Source organism: Candidatus Poribacteria bacterium (genome assembly GCA_016866785.1).
Taxonomy (GTDB): domain Bacteria; phylum Poribacteria; class WGA-4E.
In genome coordinates this window covers 1-20,261 of record VGLH01000076.1, presented here as the reverse complement: position 1 = coordinate 20,261, position 20,261 = coordinate 1, and the positions used below count along the sequence as shown (strand labels likewise).

Annotated in this window: 19 protein-coding genes and 1 tRNA gene; 8 read left to right on the top strand and 12 right to left on the bottom strand. The window is 64.9% G+C overall.

The genetic code is table 11. The features are described from left to right. Positions 1 to 20: 20 nt before the first annotated feature. Positions 21 to 115: transfer RNA gene (locus FJZ36_11940), tRNA-Sec, on the bottom strand. Positions 116 to 250: 135 nt separating this feature from the next. On the opposite strand from FJZ36_11940, the gene FJZ36_11935 reads away from it, so the two are divergent. After that, the gene (locus FJZ36_11935; protein MBM3215612.1) at positions 251 to 1,513 is read left to right on the top strand and encodes a potassium channel family protein; all 1,263 of its coding nucleotides are present in this window, start codon (positions 251 to 253) and stop codon (positions 1,511 to 1,513) included. 97 nt (positions 1,514 to 1,610) lie between these two features. Next, the gene (locus FJZ36_11930) at positions 1,611 to 2,876 is read left to right on the top strand and encodes an MFS transporter (GenBank protein ID MBM3215611.1); all 1,266 of its coding nucleotides are present in this window, start codon (positions 1,611 to 1,613) and stop codon (positions 2,874 to 2,876) included. Positions 2,877 to 2,883: 7 nt separating this feature from the next. Here FJZ36_11930 and FJZ36_11925 read toward each other — a convergent pair whose 3' ends face one another. Next, entirely contained in the window at positions 2,884 to 3,939 is a 1,056-nt protein-coding gene (locus FJZ36_11925) for a fumarylacetoacetate hydrolase family protein (GenBank protein MBM3215610.1), read from the bottom strand. A gap of 133 nt (positions 3,940 to 4,072) precedes the next feature. Continuing rightward, on the bottom strand, positions 4,073 to 4,768 hold the full coding sequence (locus FJZ36_11920; protein ID MBM3215609.1) for a hypothetical protein: 696 nt from the start codon (positions 4,766 to 4,768) through the stop codon (positions 4,073 to 4,075). Between the two features lie 64 nt (positions 4,769 to 4,832). Here FJZ36_11920 and FJZ36_11915 point away from each other — a divergent pair, with 64 nt between their 5' ends. After that, complete coding sequence (locus FJZ36_11915) at positions 4,833 to 5,618, top strand: class I SAM-dependent methyltransferase (protein MBM3215608.1); 786 nt, start codon at positions 4,833 to 4,835, stop codon at positions 5,616 to 5,618. Between the two features lie 6 nt (positions 5,619 to 5,624). On the opposite strand, the gene FJZ36_11910 is transcribed toward FJZ36_11915, so the two are convergent. Further along, the gene (locus FJZ36_11910) at positions 5,625 to 6,641 is read right to left on the bottom strand and encodes a Gfo/Idh/MocA family oxidoreductase (GenBank protein ID MBM3215607.1); all 1,017 of its coding nucleotides are present in this window, start codon (positions 6,639 to 6,641) and stop codon (positions 5,625 to 5,627) included. Positions 6,642 to 6,806: 165 nt separating this feature from the next. Between FJZ36_11910 and FJZ36_11905 the strand changes: the two genes are divergently transcribed. Further along, positions 6,807 to 8,390, top strand: a complete 1,584-nt coding sequence (locus FJZ36_11905; GenBank protein ID MBM3215606.1) for a hypothetical protein — start codon at positions 6,807 to 6,809, stop codon at positions 8,388 to 8,390. After that, positions 8,377 to 9,789 (top strand): MBOAT family protein, encoded by a 1,413-nt coding sequence (locus FJZ36_11900; protein ID MBM3215605.1) that lies wholly within the window; start codon positions 8,377 to 8,379, stop codon positions 9,787 to 9,789. The genes FJZ36_11905 and FJZ36_11900 overlap by 14 nt, the downstream gene beginning before the upstream one ends. Here the strand turns inward: FJZ36_11900 and FJZ36_11895 are convergent. From FJZ36_11895 to FJZ36_11885, 3 genes are all read right to left on the bottom strand, one after another. Then, positions 9,786 to 10,496, bottom strand: coding sequence for a copper homeostasis protein CutC (locus tag FJZ36_11895; protein ID MBM3215604.1), 711 nt, complete (start codon positions 10,494 to 10,496; stop codon positions 9,786 to 9,788). The genes FJZ36_11900 and FJZ36_11895 overlap by 4 nt on opposite strands. A gap of 25 nt (positions 10,497 to 10,521) precedes the next feature. Continuing rightward, positions 10,522 to 11,013 (bottom strand): MerR family transcriptional regulator, encoded by a 492-nt coding sequence (locus FJZ36_11890; GenBank protein MBM3215603.1) that lies wholly within the window; start codon positions 11,011 to 11,013, stop codon positions 10,522 to 10,524. 107 nt (positions 11,014 to 11,120) lie between these two features. Beyond that, complete coding sequence (locus FJZ36_11885; protein ID MBM3215602.1) at positions 11,121 to 12,092, bottom strand: sigma-70 family RNA polymerase sigma factor; 972 nt, start codon at positions 12,090 to 12,092, stop codon at positions 11,121 to 11,123. Positions 12,093 to 12,299: 207 nt separating this feature from the next. Between FJZ36_11885 and FJZ36_11880 the strand changes: the two genes are divergently transcribed. Together FJZ36_11880 and rimI are read left to right on the top strand one after the other, a co-directional pair. After that, positions 12,300 to 13,070 carry a LamG domain-containing protein gene (locus FJZ36_11880; GenBank protein ID MBM3215601.1) on the top strand — a complete coding sequence of 257 codons (771 nt, stop codon included), beginning with the start codon at positions 12,300 to 12,302 and terminating at the stop codon, positions 13,068 to 13,070. Continuing rightward, complete coding sequence (rimI, locus tag FJZ36_11875; GenBank protein MBM3215600.1) at positions 13,016 to 13,591, top strand: ribosomal-protein-alanine N-acetyltransferase; 576 nt, start codon at positions 13,016 to 13,018, stop codon at positions 13,589 to 13,591. Before FJZ36_11880 ends, rimI begins: the two co-directional genes overlap by 55 nt. A 170-nt stretch (positions 13,592 to 13,761) precedes the next feature. Here the strand turns inward: rimI and FJZ36_11870 are convergent, their stop codons facing one another. The 4 genes from FJZ36_11870 to FJZ36_11855 form a co-directional block, all read right to left on the bottom strand. Then, the gene (locus FJZ36_11870; protein ID MBM3215599.1) at positions 13,762 to 14,676 is read right to left on the bottom strand and encodes an NAD-dependent epimerase/dehydratase family protein; all 915 of its coding nucleotides are present in this window, start codon (positions 14,674 to 14,676) and stop codon (positions 13,762 to 13,764) included. Between the two features lie 23 nt (positions 14,677 to 14,699). After that, positions 14,700 to 15,161: a DUF2752 domain-containing protein gene (locus FJZ36_11865; GenBank protein MBM3215598.1), complete on the bottom strand. Its 462-nt coding sequence runs from the start codon at positions 15,159 to 15,161 to the stop codon at positions 14,700 to 14,702. Beyond that, positions 15,122 to 17,032: a hypothetical protein gene (locus FJZ36_11860; protein MBM3215597.1), complete on the bottom strand. Its 1,911-nt coding sequence runs from the start codon at positions 17,030 to 17,032 to the stop codon at positions 15,122 to 15,124. Before FJZ36_11860 ends, FJZ36_11865 begins: the two co-directional genes overlap by 40 nt. Positions 17,033 to 17,148: 116 nt before the next feature. Continuing rightward, a complete protein-coding gene (locus FJZ36_11855) occupies positions 17,149 to 17,571 on the bottom strand; it encodes a VOC family protein (GenBank protein ID MBM3215596.1) in 423 nt (140 codons plus the stop codon). Positions 17,572 to 17,787: 216 nt separating this feature from the next. On the opposite strand from FJZ36_11855, the gene FJZ36_11850 reads away from it, so the two are divergent. Continuing rightward, positions 17,788 to 18,891: a hypothetical protein gene (locus tag FJZ36_11850; protein ID MBM3215595.1), complete on the top strand. Its 1,104-nt coding sequence runs from the start codon at positions 17,788 to 17,790 to the stop codon at positions 18,889 to 18,891. A gap of 70 nt (positions 18,892 to 18,961) precedes the next feature. Here the strand turns inward: FJZ36_11850 and FJZ36_11845 are convergent, their stop codons facing one another. Further along, the gene (locus FJZ36_11845) at positions 18,962 to 19,732 is read right to left on the bottom strand and encodes a phytanoyl-CoA dioxygenase family protein (protein ID MBM3215594.1); all 771 of its coding nucleotides are present in this window, start codon (positions 19,730 to 19,732) and stop codon (positions 18,962 to 18,964) included. Between the last annotated feature and the right edge of the window lie 529 nt (positions 19,733 to 20,261).

The window sequence follows — 20,261 nt, the reverse complement described above, 5'->3', positions numbered from 1 at the left end:
GGCGTGACGGCGTGACGGCGTGGCGGGAGAGGGTGGGAGTCGAACCCACCGCGGACGGTTGACGCCCGCAACTGGTTTTGAAGACCAGCAGAGCCACCGGACCCTATCCTCCCCCGGCAGCGATGTTCTAGCATGCGTCTCACGCCGGGGCAAAGCCCGACCGACGCGCGGCCATCGTCAACAGGCCAACCCGCATCGTTTGAGCGCGCACTGCACTACACCGATCCCATCGCCACGGAGGCGGAAGCACTTGGCATACCATTTCGAGAACTACCAGGAGACCGTGGCATCTGAGCAGATTGCCCAAGCGATGGCAGATCCTGAATGCCTCAGCATCAGGTTGGCGGACTGCCAGGTCGTGGGCGGATGCGACGACCGAAACGTGCTTTCCTGTCAGGCGTTCTTGGCGTGCAGAGTCAACTTTGACGGCGTACTCGCCTTCAGCGAGTGCACCTTCCTGGACAAAGTGTCATTCAGCGAGTGCACCTTCCTGGACAAAGTGTCATTCACGCTCTGCACATTCAGAGATACGGTGTCCTTCGACAGCTGCTCTTTCCGCACTCTCGCCAGCTTCTGTGACTGCACGTTTTACGCTCCGACAAGCTTCGCGAACACACGGTTCTCGGCCGAGGCGCAATTCAGCCGGTCAACGTTCGGTGATGTCCAGTTTGACGGTGCGCGATTCGAGTCCGACGACTACAACGGGGCCCGGTTCGAGGATGTCACGATCTGGTGGCGCGCCAGCTTCGCGGTGGCCTGGTTCAAGCGGCCGGGCTTGTTCAAAGGTGTCCGATTCAGACCAGACACGTGCATGAGCACGTGCATGAGTCGCTTGCGAAACATGAGTCTCTTGCGGAATTGGTTCGGCCCGTCCGAACCGCAAGCCCTGTCGACAGCTCGCGACTCACATCAAAGACTGAGGCACCCCGATCCGTCGAGACACGACGTGCCACGTCAGAAGGGCGGTGGCGCGGCTGGCGACCAGAGACGGAGGGGGGAAGCTACGAAGGCAGAGCGATCGGCAACGCAGTTCTGGCTGAGCCCTGAGTACATCGACAGCTCAAACGACCCGCTGTTCCGACGCTACATTGCGGACCATGAGTTCCTGCGCGCAAATCGGGAGAGATATCCCTTCTGGGCGGGGGTGTGGCGATGGACCTGCGACTATGGCCGGAGTTGGTTGCTGTGGTCCTTTTGGGCCCTCGTGATCCCCTTACTGTTCGGGCTGGTCTACGCTCCGTTCTCATGCCCTACATGGCTAGCGTGGGAGCCATCTACAAGCATTCTTGCCGCCATGGACCCGGAGCTGCGTATGTCGGCTGATACTGTGGTATCGAACTGGTTCGCTCCCTACTACTTCAGCATCGTTGCCTTCACCACGCTCGGCTTCGGCGACATCACGCCAGCGAATAGTGCGGCACAAGTCTGGGTTACGCTGGAGGTCATACTGGGGTACTTCATGTTGGGCGGGCTGATCAGCATTTTCGCGAGCAAGGTTACGCGCCGCGGCTAGCGCTTGTTTGTCCGAAGTTTCCCGACGCTCCGGGCGCATGTACGCTATGATTCCCCTCACCGTCGCCGACGGGCGAGACGGCTAGAGAGGAACCGGCGTGCTCCCGGACGACCGGCAGTCGGAACCAAGCTTACCACCCGATCTGCGGCGCAGTATCTACATGGCGTCGTGGACGCTCCTGTCGCTCTACAATGTCGGTTGGGCGATCCTCTTCCCCCTGCGAGCCATCTACTTCCGTGAGCCCCACATCGGTCTGTCCTGGGAACAGATCGGCTGGCTCGGGTTCGTCCGGTCGATCCTGGGGCTCGCGATGCCGCTCGTCTTCGGGTCTGCGTCGGACCGGAGCGGACGGCAGAAGGTCTGGCTGCTAGGCGGATTCGCCTGCGCCAGTGTTTCGACGGCGTTGTTCCTCGTCGGCAAGTCGTTCCTTGAGCTTGCCGTCATCACTGCCATCGACGGGCTGAGCTTGATCGCCTACAACGTGAACCTGAACGCGCTGGTCACCGCCACGCTGGATGGTTCGACGAAGGGCAGGCAGTTCGGGCAGTTCCGCATCGCCGGGAGCATCGGCTACGCCTTCGCCAGCTTCATCCTCGTGCCGATCGTCAGCACCGACTCGTCCTACCGCGCGGTCTTCCTCACCGGCGCAGGCGTCTATCTCCTATGCCTGGTCGTGACAGCGATCTGGGTCCGCGACCTTCCGCACTCGCACCGCAAGCCGTCACCGAAGGGCGGATGGAAGCGCGTCCTGAATCGGAGGAACCTGAAGGTCCTCTACGCGTGCCAGGCGATCAGCTCCATCGGCGGCTCGATGTGCTTCCAGTTCTTCTCGAATCACCTCAACGAGACGTACCACCTTCCCCCGCGATGGGTCGGCATCATCTACGGGATCATGACGCTCGCTGAGATACCAACGCTGATTCTGCTGGGTTTGGCGTCCGACCGATGGGGCAGGAAGCCCATCCTGCTCGTGGCGTTCTTCTCGGCGGGCTTCCGGTGGACGCTCATCGGCTTCGCGCCGGGCGTGCCCTGGATCGTGTTCGCTCAACTGCTGTGGGGGCTGGGCTTCTCCGGCTTCACGGTGGGCGTCGCGCTGATGACCGATCTGGTCGATCCGGAAGACCACGGATCGGCGTTTGGTATACTCAACCTCGCCTTCGGCGTCGGAAACGTCGTGGGCCCGCCGCTCGGCGGCTACATCGCCGAGCATCTCGGACTGCCCTACGTGTTCCGCATCGGGGGATCGACCGCGATCATCGGCGGGATCATCCTCGCGTTCCTGCTCGAGTACGAGAAGAAGCCCACCGGCGACGCGATTCCGGTGGACGCTGTCGCGCCGATTCTCAGGCGTTTCCGCCGCTAGCCGCTCTCTACTGCTCCTGTTCCTCCTGAGCCGCGTCGTACGCCGCGCTGTCGTCGTACGTCTGGCTGCCGTCGCTGACGCCGTACGCGCCCGCGTCGTCGGCGGGTTCTGCACGTCCGGCGAACCAGCTCTTGGGAACCGCGCCGGCGTAGCTGTCGTCCGCGACGACGTTCCGCAGCCTGCCGATCTCAGCGATATCCACCTCGACGACATCTCCCGGCTGCAGGTAGACGGGCGGGTTCATCGAGTGGCCCACGCCGCCCGGCGTTCCCGTCATGATGACGGTTCCCGGCAGGAGCGTCGTGTTGTGGCTGAGGTAGGAGATGAGGAACGGCACGCTGAAAATGAGATTCCGCGTGTTCGATGACTGCATGGCGTTGCCGTTCAGGATGAGGCGGATGTCGAGGCTGCCCGGGTCGATTCCCGTCACGGCGAAGGGTCCCAAGGGGCAGAAGCTGTCGAACGACTTGCCGCGCAGCCACTGGTTGTTGGGGGCTTCGAGCTGGGCGTCGCGGGCGCTGACATCGTGTCCGCAGGTATAGAACGCGACGTGCTCCAAGGCGCGCTCGGGCTGGACGTTCTTGGCGGCTCTGCCGATGACGACGGCGAGCTCCGCCTCGTAGTCGACTTTGTTCGGCGCCATGTGGGGGATAACGATAGCGTCGTCGTGGCCGATCACGGAGCCCGGGAACTTGGCGAAGACGGTCGGTTCCGTCGGATGGGGGACGAGCGCCTTGCCCTCTGCCTCGTTGAGCGCGTTGATCTCTTCGAGGTGGTCGCCATAGTTGAAGCCGATGGCGAGGATCATCGAAGGTTGGCTGACCGGCGGGAGGATCATGCCGGGCTCGACGTGGAAGGTCGGTCCGGTTCCGCCGGCGGCGAAGGCGTCCATGAGACGGGAGAAGTAGTTGGGGTCGCGCTCGGGCGGAACCGACCGCAGAAGCGCTCCGGTCGCGCCGCTGTCGTCGTCGGCGGAGTGGACCTCGCCCCAGGTGGGTGTACCATCGTTGCCGAGAAAGCGGACGAATCTTGGCATGGCGCATCGCTCCGGTGTCGAGCGCATCGGATCGCTGGGCGGTTCCGAGGTCGAGTATAGGGGAGCGGACGGGGCGGGTCAATCGCGATGCAAATGCGCAGACGACAAGGACTTCCCCACGGTCTCGGGGAAGTCCTGTCGTGCGACGGTGCCGATGGGCTCAGTACTTGAGGTCTGCCCAGACCGTCGCGGTCTTGCCGCTGGGATCGACGGCGCGGGGCTTGGGGTCGGATCGGATCTCGTCGTCGAGCTTCCCTTCCCAGAAGCGGAAGTCGTCGATCCAGAAGCTCTGGTCCGTCTTGGCGATCGCCAGACCGACCCACATGTCCTTGTCTATGTCCTGGGGAGCCGTGAAGGTCTTGGTGTATTCCGCCCATTCCTTGGTAAGGCTGAAGTCGCCGCCCTGGAAGAATGTCCAGGGGTCGTGCTGGAGCTGGACGCTCAGGGCGACGGTTCGCGCAGCATCCGCCTTCGCCCAAAAGGCGACGGTGTACTCGGAGCCGCCGCGCATCGACGTGCTGTCGTGGCGCACCTTGGCGTGCCAGTCGGTTCCGCTGGCTTTGACGCCGATCACGCGCAGCGACCGGTCGCCGCCGTGCTTCTCGTCCTTGGCGATCTCCCACTTGTACTCAGCGCCGCGATCGCAGCACTTGCCGTCTTCGAGGGTCCAAGCCTTCTTGCCGTCCTTGGCGTTGAGGTTGGCGCCTGCGACAGTGAGCTCCTCGAAGTCGCCGCCGACGACGAGGTTCTCACCCTTCTTCCACTTCTTGAACTCGAACGGGGTCTCGGCTGCTGCCGTCAGTGCAAGCCCGAAGCCCACGAGAACGACACCGATACCGATGTTCCGGAGTGACATATCCCTCCTCCTTGGTGGTTAGGTGTATCAAGAGTAGATTACGGAGTTGTGGCAATGCAAGTCGATGGCTAGAGTATGGATGGGAACCGTATCGGAGGCGCCGGCGCAGGGGGAATCAGCCATGCGACCCGACCAAGACGCGTTCGGCAAGGAGATGCTCGACCACCTCGAGAAGGGCGAAGGCTTCGAAGCGATCGAGCGTGACGACGGCTACATGGACCTTTCGGGCGGCCCCGCACCGTATTTCGCTCCTTACCCGAAGTGGCCCCCGCACCAGAGGAAGGCGATGCGCTTCGTGTGCGGTCGCGTTCTCGACGTCGGCTGCGGGGCGGGAAGAGCTGCCCTCCACCTGCAGGGGAAGGGTCACGAAGTCGTCGGCATCGACGCGTCGCCGCTCGCCGTCGAGGTGTGCCGCCGCCGGGGCGTCCGCGATGCGCGAGTGGTTCCCATCGAGCGCGTCAGACCCGAGCTCGGGTGCTTCGACACGGTCGTCATGCTGGGCAACAACTTCGGTCTGTTCGGCGGGTTCGACAAGGCGAGGCGTCTACTCGCCCGGTTCCGCCGGATCACGGTTGCCGGAGCGCGGATCGTCGCTGAGACGGTCGATCCCTACAACACCGACAATCCGGCACATCTCGCCTACCACGAACGGAACCGCACTCGCGGGCGCATGGGCGGGCAGATCCGCATCCGCGTCCGCTACAAAGAGTACGTGGGGAACTGGTTCGACTACCTGTTCGTGTCGCGGGAGGAGCTCGTTTCGATTCTCGACGGAACCGGATGGCGGCTTCGGCGCACCATCGACACGGACGGTCCGCCCTACATCGCCGTCATCGACCGGATCGACTAGACCCCATCACACCGGAACGATGGTTCCTGTGCGGATCGACTCGATCTCCCGCCAGCAGAGCGCCAACGAGTCGCGCGCCGACTGCCCGGACAAGAGCTCCGGCTCGGAGTCGTTCAGGATCGTGTCGATGGCGTATTGCAGCTCCTGGGCGAAGGCGTCGCCGCTGGGCATCTCCGGTTCGACGATGCCATCGGATGTCACGACGCAGAGCGGGTTCCCCCAGGTCGAGTTGTACTGGAGCGTCGCCTTTTCGAAGTAGGCGTCGAAGCCGTGCTCGAAGGGTCTGCCCTTCATCGCGATGGCTCCGCACTGGGCGGTGATAGTCAGATCGCGGTCGTCGTAGATGTAGTGGGTCGTGACGTACTTGCCGAACCGCTCGCCTGCGAGGATGCCTCGTGAGTAGACGCGATCCGGCATGCCGAGCAGGTAGTTGACGAAGTCCGAGTCGTGGATGTGCAGATCGATGCCGGGCCCGCCGGACTTGGCGAGGTCGCTGAACCAGTTTGCACCCCACGTCGGCTCTGAGATGATCCGCTTGAAGTTGGCGCCGATCAGCTTCCCGTACTCGCCGCTGTCGTTGACCTGCTTGATGTAGGCGAACTCGGGCCACAGCCGCAGCACCTGCCCGACGAAGAACTTCTTCCCGGATCGGTCGGCGGCGGCGACCATCTCGTCGGCGTCGCTCAGCTCGACGGTGATGGGCTTCTCCAGCAGGACATGCTTGCCGGCGTTGAACGCTTGGATCGTCACGTCCTTGTGGAGCGCCGTCGGCAGGCAGATGTCCACCAGATCGATGTGGGGGTCCGCGAGCAGGTCGGCGACGTCGGCGTACTTCTTGACTGCCGACAGGTCTTCCATGCCGCCTGCCCCGCCGAAGTTGCCCTGAATGCCGGTCCAGTCGCCCGCGAGCTTCTTGGCGTCACGCGTGCAGATCGCCGTCACGGCTCCGTTCCGAACCGACTTTGCCGCCCCGTAGTGCGTCTTGCCCATGAATCCGATCCCGACGATGCCAATCCGAACCATGACAATCCCTCCGTTACGGCGCTGCTGAGGCGCACTGAAGTCGGCTTGCCGGATGATCGCTATTGTCTCATCATACACACGACGTGTCACGCCGTACAGCGCTGGAGTGTGTATCACTTGCGCTCCCGATCTTCCTCTCGACCTCTGCTCAACCGAGCGTCCCTGGTGTTGCTGCTGTATCTGGCGTCGATCGGGGTCTACTACGCGATCCCGGCGGCGCGAGGGACCGCCCTCCTGCCTCCGTGGGAGTCCGTACGGGGGTTGGGGTTCATCGCGCCGTCCCAATCGGAGGTCGTGATCCTCGATGACGCCGCGATCGAAGCTCCGACGCAGGACATCGAAGCGCGAATCGCGACGCACTTTACTGATGAACGCGACCTGAGGCGCCCGAGAAACAGCGCTCGCGGGACATCGAACGCCACGCGATCGGGATTCAGCGCACCACGGGCACGCGCCGCCGTGGAACCCGCTGCGCTGGCTTCTCCGACCGCGCTGCCGGAGCGCGCCGCGCCGCCGATGCCGCCTCAACCGACGCGTCAGGCGTCCCCGAAACCCGTCGGCAGCGTCCAGCCCATCGAGGGCGTCGAGACGCTTGACGGGTTCTTCCGGTCGCTCGCTCGAACGGCGTTCCAGAAGACTGCGCAGCCGACTCGCGTCGTCCACATCGGCGATTCGCTGATCGAGAGCGACCTGATCACCAGCACGCTGCGGCGACGCCTGCAGGGGCGGTTCGGCAATGCCGGGCTTGGCTACGTCCTGCCCGAGCTGATGCCGGGCGAGCAGCGGCGAGGCATCGGGATTGAGGTCGAAGGCGCGTGGCACGAACAGCGCATCCAGCGCGATCCCGACCCCGACGGAATTCTGGGGCTCGGTGGGTGCGCCCTGGTCGCCGAGCCGCCGTTCGACGGGACGGCGGTCACCTACGACCTGAACCCGCCGACACCGTTCGAGGTCGCACCCAGCGTCGTCGAACTCGCGCTTTACGAGCATCCGTCCGGAGCGGACTACGAGGTTTTCATCAACAACGCATCGCAGGGGGTCTACTCGTCCCGTTCGCCCTCGCCGCGTTCCACGTTCCGGCGGTTCGAGGTCTCCAACATGGCGCGGGAGCTCCGCATCGTCCCACGAGGCGAAGGGCTGTTCAGGCTCCTGGGCATCTCTCTCGAGAGCGCTCCGAGCGGCGTCATCGTCGACAACATCGGACAGCGCTCCGCCGTCGTGACTCAACTGCTGCGAATCGACGAGCGGCACTGGCGAGAGCAATTCGCGTGGCGTCAGCCGAGCCTGATCATCCTCTCGTTTGGCGCGAACCAGACCTCGGCGGACAACATCGATGTCGAGTCGACGGCTCGCAGCATCGGACGAGCCCTGGAACGGATCCGGCAGGCGGCTCCCGGCGCGTCGTACCTCCTGATGAGCGCGCTCGACCGCGCGGTCCGCGCATCCGACGGTCGGTTCGTGACGAAGCCCTCGGTGCCGCGCCTCGTCGCCGCGCAGCGTCTCGCCGCCGGGGAACACGGTTGGGCGTTCTGGGATGCTTACACGGCAATGGGCGGAGCGAACTCCATGGCGGCGTGGTTCGCGGCGGATCCTCCGCTGGCGGGCCCCGATCTGGTGCACCCGACGCCGCGCGGCATGGATCGCATGGGCGCGATGCTCTATCAATCCCTTCTAGCGGCTTTCGCCGCGCATCTGGACGCGAGCCCGGCTGCCCTCGCCGCGCAAAACAGCAGCCATGCTGTTCAATAGCGTTCGATACGTCGCCTTCTTCATCGTCGTGTACGTCGCGTACTGGCTCCTCGTACGAACCAAGACCCCCCGCATACTGCTGCTGCTCGCGGCGAGCTATTTTTTCTACGGCTCGTGGAACGCCTGGTTCCTCGGACTGATCCTGGCGTCCACCGTGATCGACTACATGGCGGCGCTGGCGATCGACGCTGCGCACACGTCCCGGGGCAGAACCGCTGCCCTCGTCATCTCGCTCGCGGCAAACCTAGGGCTGCTGTTCACATTCAAATACCTGGGGTTCGCGGCGACGAGCGCGCAGGCGGCATCGGATCGGCTGGGGCTCGGCTGGTCCATCGCGGTTCCCGATCTGATTCTGCCGGTGGGCATCTCGTTCTACACGTTCCAGTCGTTGAGCTACACCATCGACGTGTATCGTCGCGAGGTGGAACCGACGCGGTCGTTCTGGAAGTTCGCGCTGTTCGTCGCATTTTTCCCGCAATTGGTCGCCGGACCCATCGTCCGTGCGAAGGACTTCCTGCCTCAGCTCTCCGCGCGCGCGGACCTGGACGCCGACCTGCGGTTGCGCGGGCTCTGGTTCTGCCTGATCGGGTTCACGAAGAAGATCGTCATCGCGGACTATCTGGCGATCAACCTGGCGGATCGCGTCTTCTCCGCGCCGGAGCAGTACACGGGAACCGAAACGCTGATGGGTATCTACGCCTATGCGGCGCAGATCTACTGCGACTTCTCCGGCTACAGCGATATCGCCATCGGGTCGGCGATGCTGCTGGGGTTCCATCTGCCGACGAACTTCGACCGCCCGTATGCCGCCTCGAACCTCCAAGACTTTTGGCGCCGCTGGCACATCACACTTTCGACATGGCTCCGGGACTACCTCTACATCCCGCTGGGCGGCTCGCGGAAAGGGAACGCTCGAACCTACGCCAACCTCGCGATCGTCATGCTGCTCGGCGGCTTGTGGCACGGCGCGGCATGGACGTTCGTCGTGTGGGGAGCCCTGCACGGCGGGGCGTTGGCGACGACCCGAGCCTGGCAGCGAGCTCGTGGCGCCAAGCCGTTGACCGGATGGCGTCGCGGCGTCGGCATCGTCCTGACGTTCCACTTCGTCTGTCTGGGCTGGGTCGTGTTCCGCGCTCCGACCTTCGGAAGCGTGGTCGAGGTCTTGTCGCGGTTGGTCTACGGCGGGGCGGGTCTGGCGAACGTACCCCTGACGGCGTACGCGCTGCTCATCCTAGTGGCGGCGGGGAACGGGATGCGTTCGTCGTGGGTGAACCGTCTGCGCGAGGGGTTCGTGCGGCTGCCGGCTCCCGCTCAGGCGGCGGCGCTCGTCGCCGCGACGCTGCTCGTCTATCGGTTCCACTCGACGGACGTCGTGCCGTTCATCTACTTCCAGTTCTAGCCCGACAGGATGCCCCGCCACTCGGCGACTCTCGCCGGGTCCACCGGCGACGCGTAGCCGTCTTCCCCGCGCACCGCTCTGCCGAAGTGGAACTCCCGGATGCCGCCTTCGACCAGCCTCCGAGTCGTCTCCGGCTCGATCCAGCCGCCCGTCATGACCGCTGGCGATCCTTGCGCGATGCGAGACGTGCCCAACACGGCGTCCGCGTCTGTGACCTGCCGTGCGCTGCCGCACGGATAGCCCAGCGTCAGAACGCGCGAGACGCCGCATTCACGCAGTATCTTCAACGCGCCGGCGAGTCGGGAGACGGAGTCGAGGGCGCGATGGAAGGTGACCGACAGGCTCGCGCATTCCGCCATCAGCTCGCGGAGGCTCGGAACATCGATGTCGCCGCTTGGAGTGAGACAGCCGAACACGACGCCGTCGACTCCCAGCGCCCGGAAGGAACGGATCGAGCGTGTCATCTGGGCGATCTCGGCAGGCGTGTAGACGAAACCCCCGCCTCGCGGGCGAACCATTGCCATCGTCCGTATCGGCAGGTCGAGGGCTAGGATCGCTCCCAAGACTCCTGAAGATGGCGTCGTGCCGTCGTCAGCCATCGAGCCGCAGACCTCGATGCGGTCGGCTCCGCCGTCGCATGCGCGCCGAGCGTCTTCGGCGTTGAGCGCGATGACTTCGACGACCGTCGCATCGGCAGCCTGGCGCATCGTGTGTCGCCCGGGGAGTGGTCCGTCAGCCGGTCTGGGGCAGCGACATGAAGGTGGTGGGGACGCATTCGCGGTCCGAGACGACCTCGCAGTCAGGGCAGGCGGATCCCCCGGGTGTCCGTACGCACTGACGCCTTTCGCATTCCTTCACGATATCGAGCGCCGAGTCGAGCTCGTCGCGCAGGACCGCGTAGCGGTAGAGCAGCGACTTGACGCGTCGAAGCTCCCGCTCGATGGTCGATCTCAGTTCCCGCGCCGCGCCGGTGGGCGCATGCTTCGCAGCCAAGAACGCCTGGATCTGCGGCAGATCGAGACCGAGCTCCCGCAAATGGAGCACCAGGCGCAGGCGATCCAGCGCATCGGGACGATAGAGCCGGAACCCGCCCTTGGTTCGGCGCTCCGGGCAGACCAGTCCGAGCTCCTCGTAGTAGTGGAGGGTGCGGAGCGTCGTGTTGGTCTGCGACGCCAGTTCGCCGATGCGCAGCAGTCGCTCCCCATTGGACCGGTCGGTAGTCATATCGTCTCTCGCTGATGTGCGCCGTCCGAGCGCCTCGACTTGGACGAGACGGCATTCCTCGGACGTCTGGACTGTGCGGTCAGTGTATTCCGGTGCGGGCGGACTTGTCAAAGCGCATCGGGACTCGTCGCGGCGACCCTAGCGTTCAGCTTGCCCAGAGCCTCGTGCTCGATCTGCCGGATGCGCTCGCGGGTGAGTCCCAGCTCGTCGCCGATCTCGCGCAGCGTGCGGTCTCTGCCATCCTCCAAGCCGAACCGAAGGCGGAGCACGCGCCTCTCTCTGGGCGTCAGCGTCTGGAGTAACGTCTCGAGCTGAACGCGCAGCGCGACCTGCGGCAAGCCGTTGTCAGCCTCGATGCTCGGGTCGGCGATCTGCTCGCGGAGATGGAGCGACGCGTCGTCGCGGCGACTCGTGTCGAGGTCGAGCGAGACTGGTTCGGTCGGCAAGGATGCCAAGAGCTCCACCTTCTCGGCAGGCATCGCGAGTTCCACCGCGAGCTCATCGATCGACGGCTCCCTGCCCAGGGATTGCGTCAGGCGCAGCATGGCGTCGTCGAACTTGGCGATCTGAGTGATCACGTAGTTGGGGAACCGAATCGTACGGGCGGATCGGTTCAGCAGTCGGATGACCGACTGGCGGATCCACCAACTCGCGTAGGTGCTGAACCGGAATCCACGGCGGTAGTCGAACTTCTCGACAGCGCGCATCAAGCCGATGTTGCCCTCTTGGATCAGGTCGGCAAAGGGCACGTTGTAGCCGCGATATCGCGCGGCGATGCTGACGACCAGACGCAGGTTCGCGAGGACGAGCGCCTCTTGGGCTTCGACATCGCCGTCGCGGGCGCGCCGAGCGAGTTCGCGCTCTTGGATTGCGGTGAGGCGTTTGTAAGTGCCGATGCGACGGAGCCACGCCGAGATGGTGTCTGGCACGCCGCTAGCATCCGGCTGGCGTCGGCGCTTCCGCGTCGGCGCGGTCGCGGGACCGTCGCTCGACGCGTTGGGTATGGTCTGCTCCCGCGCGACATCGAGGAACACGCTGTCAACCGTTCGGCTCGCCAAGCTCACGTCGGGGTATGACATCACTTCGCCTCCGAGCCGTTCGCCCGCATTCGACGCTGGGCAAGAATGCCCATGTCTGCGCCAGCCGGGCGCTGACCTCGTACGGCTGACCCTATGCTATCCAAACCTTACGTGAGTGTCAAGTTCGTCGCGTCGCGTCTCCCGCCGGGACGATGCGATTCTTGCCCATCGGCAACGGGTGTGTGACGATGCGGACGGAGGGATGTCGTGCTCCGCTTCATCTTGCCAATACTGCTCGGGATCGCGGCAGCGCCCGGAGCGTCCGCTGACCTGCTGGACGGGCTTGTCCTGTACCTGCCGTGCGACGACGGCAGCGGCGACCGCGTGGCAGACCTATCGAGCTCGCGCGCGGTCGTGACGCGGGTCGGTCGCGCCGAATGGATCGCAGGCGGCGCCGGGTTCGGGAGCGCTTTGGACTTCAAGCCCGATGCGGAGAGCTTTCTCGGCGTCACCCACGACTTCGGCGCGATGGAGGCGATGACGTTCTCGGCGCGGCTCTACGCGGTCGATCCGGATCCCGCGCGATGGAACTATCTGCTCGACGCCCGGAACGCCGACTTGGGGCTGGCGGAAGGAGCGTTCTTCCTCGCGCGGAACCGGGAGCAGACGCTCCGGTTCGGCGATGCTGAGGCTCCGGCGGATGTCTACCCGCGCGGCGCGTGGATGTCATTGGTTGTGATGGCGGACCGCAAGGGCGTGCAATTCTACGTGGACGGGAAGTTGCGGGCGCGCGGCGACGCTCCGGCGACGATGCCGCTCTCCATTGGCGACCGCCTCGTTATCGGCAACCATTATCTACAGCGGCAGGCGTTCAGCGGAGCGATGGACGACATCGCCATCTGGCGACGAGTCCTCGACCTTTCCGAGCTCGCCGTGATTCGCGACAGACCCGTGCCGGTTAGCAGACCGGTTCCCGGCATCGGGTGCTTGACGATGCGCTGGGGTGCGCTGAAGAGGGCGGAGCCCGATCAGCCGTGAGACGTCTTCGACCATGGTGGCAGGAGCGGGAGACGGAGGTCCGCGACGAACCAGCGGAACCGAAGAGCTCGGTGCGCTTCGGCTACGCGCGCGAGGAGGACTTGCCGGATATCTACGACATCGAGACCCGGTCATTCTCGCCGCATTGGTCGTACAACTCGCTGGCGCAGGAGGTGTGTCATCCGCGCGAGTACTCGCATGTCCTCGCGGGCAAGCTGAACGGTCGTGTCGTCTGCTTCACCGTCTTCTGGACGGTCGTCGACGAATGCCACGTGCTGAACTTCGCGGTGCACCCGGACTACCGGAGGCAGGGGATCGGCGCCGCCATGATGGACGCCGTCTTGCGGCGAATGAAAAGCCTAGACATTCGCGTCGTCACGCTCGAAGTGCGCATCAGCAACCTGACGGCGCGGCGGCTCTACGAGCGCGCGGGCTTCAAACCCGTGGCGATTCGGCGAGGGTTCTACCAAGACAACGGCGAGGACGCCATCGTGATGTGGCGCGACAAGGGTATGGCGTGAACCCGACTGGTGTTCGCGGCGCGTGGATGCCGTATCCGCAGTAGCCCTCAGCGGTCTGTTTGGTAGATGTCCGTCGAATCAATGGACAACGTGGAGTAGGGGCGACGCAGTGCGTCGCCCGTTTCACGACGAAGGCGACCCGTCGGGTCGCCCCTACGGATCGTAACCGATCAGCGGCGGAACCAATCGACCGTGCGCTGCACCGCCTCCTCGAAGCCCACCTGCGGCTCCCACTCCAGCTCCGCTCTGATCTTCGCGCAGTCGAGATAGATATGGTCGAGTTCGCCGGGACGCGCAGGGGCGAACTCCGCATCATGCGGGAAGTCGAGCGCCGACTTCAGCGCGGCGAAAACCTCGAGAACGGAGCGCGGGACACCAGTTCCGACGTTAAATATCTCACCGCCGCCTGCGTTCAGCACCATCTCGTTGGCGCGGATCACGTCCCCGACGAAGACGAAGTCGCGTGTCTGCTTGCCGGTTCCGAAGATGCGCGGAATCCTGCCCCGAAGCATCAGGTCGGTGAAGATCGCAATGACGCCCGCCTCTCCCGCCGGGTCCTGACGGGGACCAAACACGTTGGCGTAGCGCAGCACCGTGAAATCGACGCCGTGCAAGGCGCGGTAGATCGGGAGGTAGAGCTCGACGCATCGCTTCGTCACGCCGTAGGGTACTTCGGGACGGCGAGGATGCGCCTCATCCGCTGGCAGATAGTCCGGCGTTCCGTAGATGACCCCGCCCGTCGATGCGAAGATGATCTTGCGGACGCCGACGGCTCGCGCCGCTTCGAGAACACGCAGCGTGCCGAGGATGTTCCACGTCGCGTCCGTGATGGGGTCGGCGACTGACCGGCGTACGTCGATCTGCGCCGCGTAATGGAAGATGACTTCGGGCGCGGCGCCGCGAACGACGTCTTCGACGCGCGGGTCGGTGATGTCCAGCTCGTGGAAATCGGCGTCCGGGTTGACGTTGCTCCGCTTGCCCTGGACGAGGCTGTCAATGACGGCGACTTCATGCCCCCGCGCGATGAAATGATCGACGAGGTTCGATCCGATGAAACCGGCACCACCCGTGACGAGCAGTTTCACGATGCGCCATCCTTCCTCGGTTCTCACGGAGCGCCAAAGCCCGCCGGAAGCTCTCCCTGCCGAGCCCAGATCACCATGCGGACGACCCAGACGGCGATGAGCGAGACCGCACCGGTCGCGACGATGGCGGCTACCGTGTGCGGACGAATCCGCCATCCTCGGTAGGTATAGCCGATTCCGAAGACCCAGCCGACCACCAACGCAGAGAGAGTCAGAACCCACAGCGGATGGAACTCCGCCGCCGCGCGCCACTTTCCGTGAGCTGCCGCCGCGAGGGCGCGCGTCATCCCGCAGCCAGGGCAGGGCAGGTGCAGAACCCACCGGCTCAGGCAGATGACGGGCGTCGAGGACAGGTAGGGTTCCGCTGCCCAGAGCCCCGCGAGCAGGATGGCGAGCCATCCGATGGCGACTGCCCGAATCGTTCGGTTCGGACGCCCGCCCGGGCTCAGTAGAGAAACTGATACATCGGTCGGTTCAGAGAACATCCGATGAGGCTCCACACGCTCCCGACGATGAACTCGCCCATGATCAAGCCCAGGAAGAAGGGCGTCGCGCGTCGGTGCGACGCGAGACCTCCCTGCCGCAGCAGAACCCACTTCGCGGCGGAACTCACGAGGATCGAGAACCAGAACACGTTCATCGACCAACTGCTCGAAATGGCGAAGCCCGCTGCGTGAAAGGGCCACCAGACGAAGCGCATCCGCATCGCGGTCAGCACGAGAACCTGCCCGAAACCGAACAGCATCGCAAGGGATGACCCGTAGTCCGGAGGACGCGGCGACACGAGCAAGCCCTGCAGCCGCGTGAAGGGCTGGTTGGCGAACCACTGCCGCGCGCCTTCGCGGAAGGAGATGTCATAGTACGCCCAGAAGGTCGATACGATGCCGAAGAGCATGGCGAACAGCATCGCCAGGACGAGCCGCCGCGTGTCGATCCGCGCGCGGTCGGCGAGCTTGAGCCCTTCGAGCTGATGGGGCATCGGGTGTCCGCGATGCGCCCGGTTGAACGAGAAGTAGTAGGCGAAGACGGTCAGGTTTCGGGGTCCCAGAAGGCGCGTCCCGAAGACGCGAGGCATCATCTCGTCGGGCCCGATGAAGTGCAGATCGTGAACCGGCGAGCCGAGCTCCGCGCGCATCCGCGTCACGGCGAGCGCGATGGCGTAGTAGGTGGCGAAGAACGCGCCGATCACCCAGACCGACATGCCCGCGTACCGGCTGAACCCGAAGAGGTACGCGCCCGCCAGCAGGCAGATCGCCAGCGTGACGCGGTACGAGAAGGGCTCGTCTACGTCGTCTTGGCGGTTCCCACGTCCGATGATCCGCCTGCCGACCGTCCTCAGATGGGAACGCGTCGCCACGACTGCGACGAGACACAGCCCGATGTAGGCTCCCAGCGATTGCTCGTCCACATACGGGAAGCCGGGCAGGTTCCGCAGACCCATCGCCGCCGCTGCGACGCGTTCCGCCTTCCAGAAGAGGAAGAAGAACCAGCACGAGAAGGATAGGTCGAGCGGCATGAAGAACGCCATCCCGACGGCGAATGGGAAGAGCCCGATGGGTGTCCACCCGACGGCGTTCCACGGCTTCGACGTGAAGAGCGGCAGAAGATCGTAGAGCCTTCCGCCGAGGCTCGGAACCGCCGGATAGAGGAAGTGGAACCCGTTGATGATGTCCATGGCTCCAGCCAGCGCGAACCCCACCCACAGCAGCGGCTGCCGCAGGACACCCGTCACGCCGCCTCCCCCAGTCATTTCGAGTGGGAGTTGGATGATCGGATACGAGAGCTTCTCGTTCTCCGTCCACTGCTTACGGACGAACAGGTTGATCGTCAGCATGACGGTGACGAGCGCGAACATGAAACCCGTCCAGGCGAGCGTGGACGGGAGCAGGCTGCGCAGACGCGCCATCGTGTAGACGGTGGACTCGCCGCGATAGAGCTCCGTCAGGACGTCCCGGTTCTTGAGGGCGATGGCGTCGGGGACGAGTCCGTGGAACAGGTCTGCCCACTCGTTCTCCGGCGTGGCGAACTGGAATGCGTGCGGGATCATCGGGATGAGGACGCGCAGGAAATCGTGCCCGGCGATGCCGGACGCGAGCGAGAGCATCGCGTAGATCGTCAGGAGCTCGCCTTGCGTCAGCGCCCCGCGCGGGTACAGGTGGGCGACGCCGAGGTTCACAAGGATCAGCAGCGTGATGCAGAAGATGACATTGAAGAAGAGCGAGACGGTGGTGGGGTAGCTCTGTCCCGCCGAGTCCATGATCCAGTAGGCGTTCAGGGGTATCAGAGCGGCGGCGATGAGCACGGCGCGCCACGTGACTCCGCGCGGGCGGTCGAGTGGCGTGGAACCGGTCTTCATCGGGAGCGAATACTCCAGAACCGGGGCTTCGGCGGGCGTGGGTCCACGGACACTGAGGGCATGGGCAGCGCGTCACCGGATCGCGCCGCCCGGTGTTGGATCGGGCACGGCGCAGGTCAGTTGGTCTGGAAGAACTCGATGACCTCGCCGTTGGGCCCCTTGAAGAAGGCGATGGTCATCTGCATGACGCCGACATCCACGTCGCGCGTGTCCATCGTGATCTCGTAGCCAGCTTCGCGCACACGCTCCAAGGCGCTACGCGTGTCGGTCGTCGCCAAGGCGAAGTGAATGACCGGATCGTTGGGCGCAGGGGTTCCCGCCTTGGGGCTGTTGTCGGTCGGCTCGAAGAGCTCGATGTGGCTCCCGTCGCCCATGTCGAGCAGCACGATGCGCCGGTTGGGCGATCCGAACTCCGCGACGACGGACATTCCAAGCACTTCGTTGTAGAGCTTGATAGAGGCGTCCCAGTCGCGCGTCTGAATGGCGATGTGGTGCATCCCGGCTCCGGGGATGACGCTGTTGGTGGTTCCGACGGGCATCGCGGATGTCCTTTCCGGCGTGATATCCTGTCCCGGGGGAGCACGTGGACCCCGTGCTCAGCCGCGAGAGCATCCTAGCCGGACGGCACGAGACGCACAACAGACAGTGCGACTCGCTTCCTCTCTTCGTCATCGCCTCGGAAATCGGCGGGCTGCGCTGCCGCTTGCGCGGGGCAATGGAGCCGTGCCCAGGGAGGCAGTCGGGTCGCGACACGTATGCGCTTGACGATTCGGTGGCGTTTACATATACTGACCGCAGCCACGATCTTGATGCGCCGTTTTGACGCCTTGGAATGGCTCCGCAGCACGTGCGCTGCGCTGAATGCTCCGACGATGCATCCAGCCGCCGTCAAGCCGATTGCCCTGAGCTCGGACGTTGCATCGTGCCCTGTACCTACGATTGCGGCGCTCGCCGACCACTCCCCAAGAGGAGGAAGCGTAATGAAGCGGTCCGTTGGGATGGTTCTTGCCACCTCTCTCGCCGTCATCTTCGTCTCCAGCGGATGCGGGAACCTGAAGAAGAAGGAGTTCCTGCCGCAGTACGATCAGTACAAGGCGGAGAACGCGGCGAAGTTCCAGTCGATTGACGCCAGCATTTCCACAGCGAACACGCAACTCGCCGACCTCGCCAAGGCGGATGCGAGTCTGAAGGAGCAGATCCAGGACGCCAAGGAAGAGGCGCTTGCCGCCGCTGAGCAGGGCGACGCTGACTCGCTCGCCGCCGCCAAAGCGAACTCGAAGGAAGCCGATGACGCCCTTCGGCAGCAGCTCCTGGCTGCGGTCGATGCTGCGAAGAAGGCTTCCGCAGACAACGCGAAGGCGGGTGATGACGGCGTTCGCAAGGACGTCATGGCAGCGTTGGATGACGCGAAGAACTCCGCGATGCAGACGCTCCAGCAGTTGAGCACCAAGTCCGCCGGTGACGTCGAAGCGCTTCGCGCCGAGGTCGCTTCCGCTCTCGCGAAGGCGATCCCCGTCAAGGCGGCGACCGTCACGTTCGCCAGCGGCAAGGCAGTCCTCACCGACGCCGCGAAGGGAGACCTCGACAAGGCTGCGGCAGCCGCCAAGGGACAGCCGTCCGCGACGGTCAAGGTGATCGGTCACGCCGATTCCAACCCCATCGTGAGCGGCAAGTACCTGACGAACCTGCAGCTCTCCGAAGCGCGCGCCAACGCCGCCGCGGACTACCTGAAGTCCAAGGGCGTGTCGAACAAGATCGTCGTCATCGGGCGGGGTCACTTCGAGACGGCCGCCGTTCAGTCGACCAAGGAAGGTCGTCAGGACAGCCGGCGCGTCGAGGTGCTGCTCGAATCGGAGTAAGCGCCGTGAGCTCCAAGCCACGGACCAGCGGAAACGCGGGGGCTCGACCCCCGCGTTTCCGTGCCCGCCGTCAGTAGAGTGGCATCAGGCTTTCCGCGCCGGGAGGCGGGTTCCGCTCGAACTCCTCGGTGATCCACCGGGCGTGGGAAGTCTCGCCGGGGTTCCGGTAGGCGTAGACGACTGTCCAGCGCGTGGCGCTGTCGTGCCGGCGCGGCGAGACGGCGTGGAGAGCCCACGTCCACATGAGCGCGACGGTTCCGGCCGGAGCCGTCAGCGACACGATTTCCATGATGTCGCCCGTCGCCGGGCACCGGTGCTCCGACAGCCAACCCCGCAGCTTGTCGTCGTCGTCGGCGTCGATGGGCTGCCGGAACTCGTGGCTGCCCGGCACGACCTTGAGCCCGCCATCGTCCGGTTCGAACCCGTTGACGTAGAAGAAGATCCGCACGAACCCGAGCTCAGGCATCTCGCGCGCGTAGTTGTGCGTGTGCCAGCCGACGCCGCCGTTGCCCGCCGGTCGGTTCAGGGAAACGCAGTGGTCGTAGCGGATGTCCTCGCCAAGGACGCGCCGAGCGAGATCGACGAGTTGCGGGTGCGCGATCAGGCTGGCGAGGTACTCGTCGCATTCCGCCGAATGGTGGTTCGGGAAGTTGTCGTCCCGCTCGCGGCGCAGGTCTTCGATGCGCGAGAGCGACTCGGTGAGCCGTTCGCAGGCGGTCGCCGTCAGGATGCCTGGCAGGACGTAGTGGCCGTCGCGGTCGAGCTCTGTCTTCTCAGCCTCGCCAAAGGTGTAGTCGCGGAATAGGTCTCCCAACGCGTTTCCCTCCTCATCTCGACCGATGCGCCCGGGGTCAGGGCGCTGTGATGCGCAGGATGGCGGCTTCGTGCGGGTTCCATATCAGGCGGAACCGGCTGCCGGCTCCCAGGTTCCGATTGGTCCGCTCGTCGGTGACGTCGCTGGCGGGGTCGGCGAGCACGACTTCGATCTCCTCCGAATCCGACGTCGGTACGCCGTCGAGGGTTCCCATGCCGTCGATCTGGGCGTCGCGCAGCGGGTTGGCGACGAGGCACAGATAGGTCGCGCCGTCCTTCCGCCACTGGACGCGAGCGATCAGCGGGTCGGGCTGGCCGTCGCGCAGAACCGTCGCGTAGGGCCGGATGCCAACCGACGCAAGGCTCGACTGGAGCAGCACCCGGTATCCCTCGCCGGCGGCCTCGCGGCGCAGCCAGAGATATGGGATCGGCGTCAGGTTCAGATAGACGGATCGACCGGCTCCCGTCTCGTTCTCGATGGTGAAGTCGGCTCCGACGGAGCGGCCCCCGACGCGCGTACCGCTGAGACCGCGCAGGATGCGCTCGTAGAGAACGAA

What these genes read in the sequence shown, in the direction of transcription:
- FJZ36_11925 (MBM3215610.1), bottom strand. Translation starts at nt 3,939, where the DNA reads ATGCGCTCGACACCGGAGCGATGCGCCATGCCAAGATTCGTCCGCTTT.
- FJZ36_11920 (MBM3215609.1), bottom strand. Translation starts at nt 4,768, where the DNA reads ATGTCACTCCGGAACATCGGTATCGGTGTCGTTCTCGTGGGCTTCGGG.
- FJZ36_11915 (MBM3215608.1), top strand. Translation starts at nt 4,833, where the DNA reads ATGGCTAGAGTATGGATGGGAACCGTATCGGAGGCGCCGGCGCAGGGG.
- FJZ36_11910 (MBM3215607.1), bottom strand. Translation starts at nt 6,641, where the DNA reads ATGGTTCGGATTGGCATCGTCGGGATCGGATTCATGGGCAAGACGCAC.
- FJZ36_11900 (MBM3215605.1), top strand. Translation starts at nt 8,377, where the DNA reads ATGCTGTTCAATAGCGTTCGATACGTCGCCTTCTTCATCGTCGTGTAC.
- FJZ36_11895 (MBM3215604.1), bottom strand. Translation starts at nt 10,496, where the DNA reads ATGCGCCAGGCTGCCGATGCGACGGTCGTCGAAGTCATCGCGCTCAAC.
- FJZ36_11890 (MBM3215603.1), bottom strand. Translation starts at nt 11,013, where the DNA reads ATGACTACCGACCGGTCCAATGGGGAGCGACTGCTGCGCATCGGCGAA.
- FJZ36_11885 (MBM3215602.1), bottom strand. Translation starts at nt 12,092, where the DNA reads ATGTCATACCCCGACGTGAGCTTGGCGAGCCGAACGGTTGACAGCGTG.
- FJZ36_11865 (MBM3215598.1), bottom strand. Translation starts at nt 15,161, where the DNA reads ATGTTCTCTGAACCGACCGATGTATCAGTTTCTCTACTGAGCCCGGGC.
- FJZ36_11860 (MBM3215597.1), bottom strand. Translation starts at nt 17,032, where the DNA reads ATGAAGACCGGTTCCACGCCACTCGACCGCCCGCGCGGAGTCACGTGG.
- FJZ36_11855 (MBM3215596.1), bottom strand. Translation starts at nt 17,571, where the DNA reads ATGCCCGTCGGAACCACCAACAGCGTCATCCCCGGAGCCGGGATGCAC.
- FJZ36_11850 (MBM3215595.1), top strand. Translation starts at nt 17,788, where the DNA reads ATGCGCTTGACGATTCGGTGGCGTTTACATATACTGACCGCAGCCACG.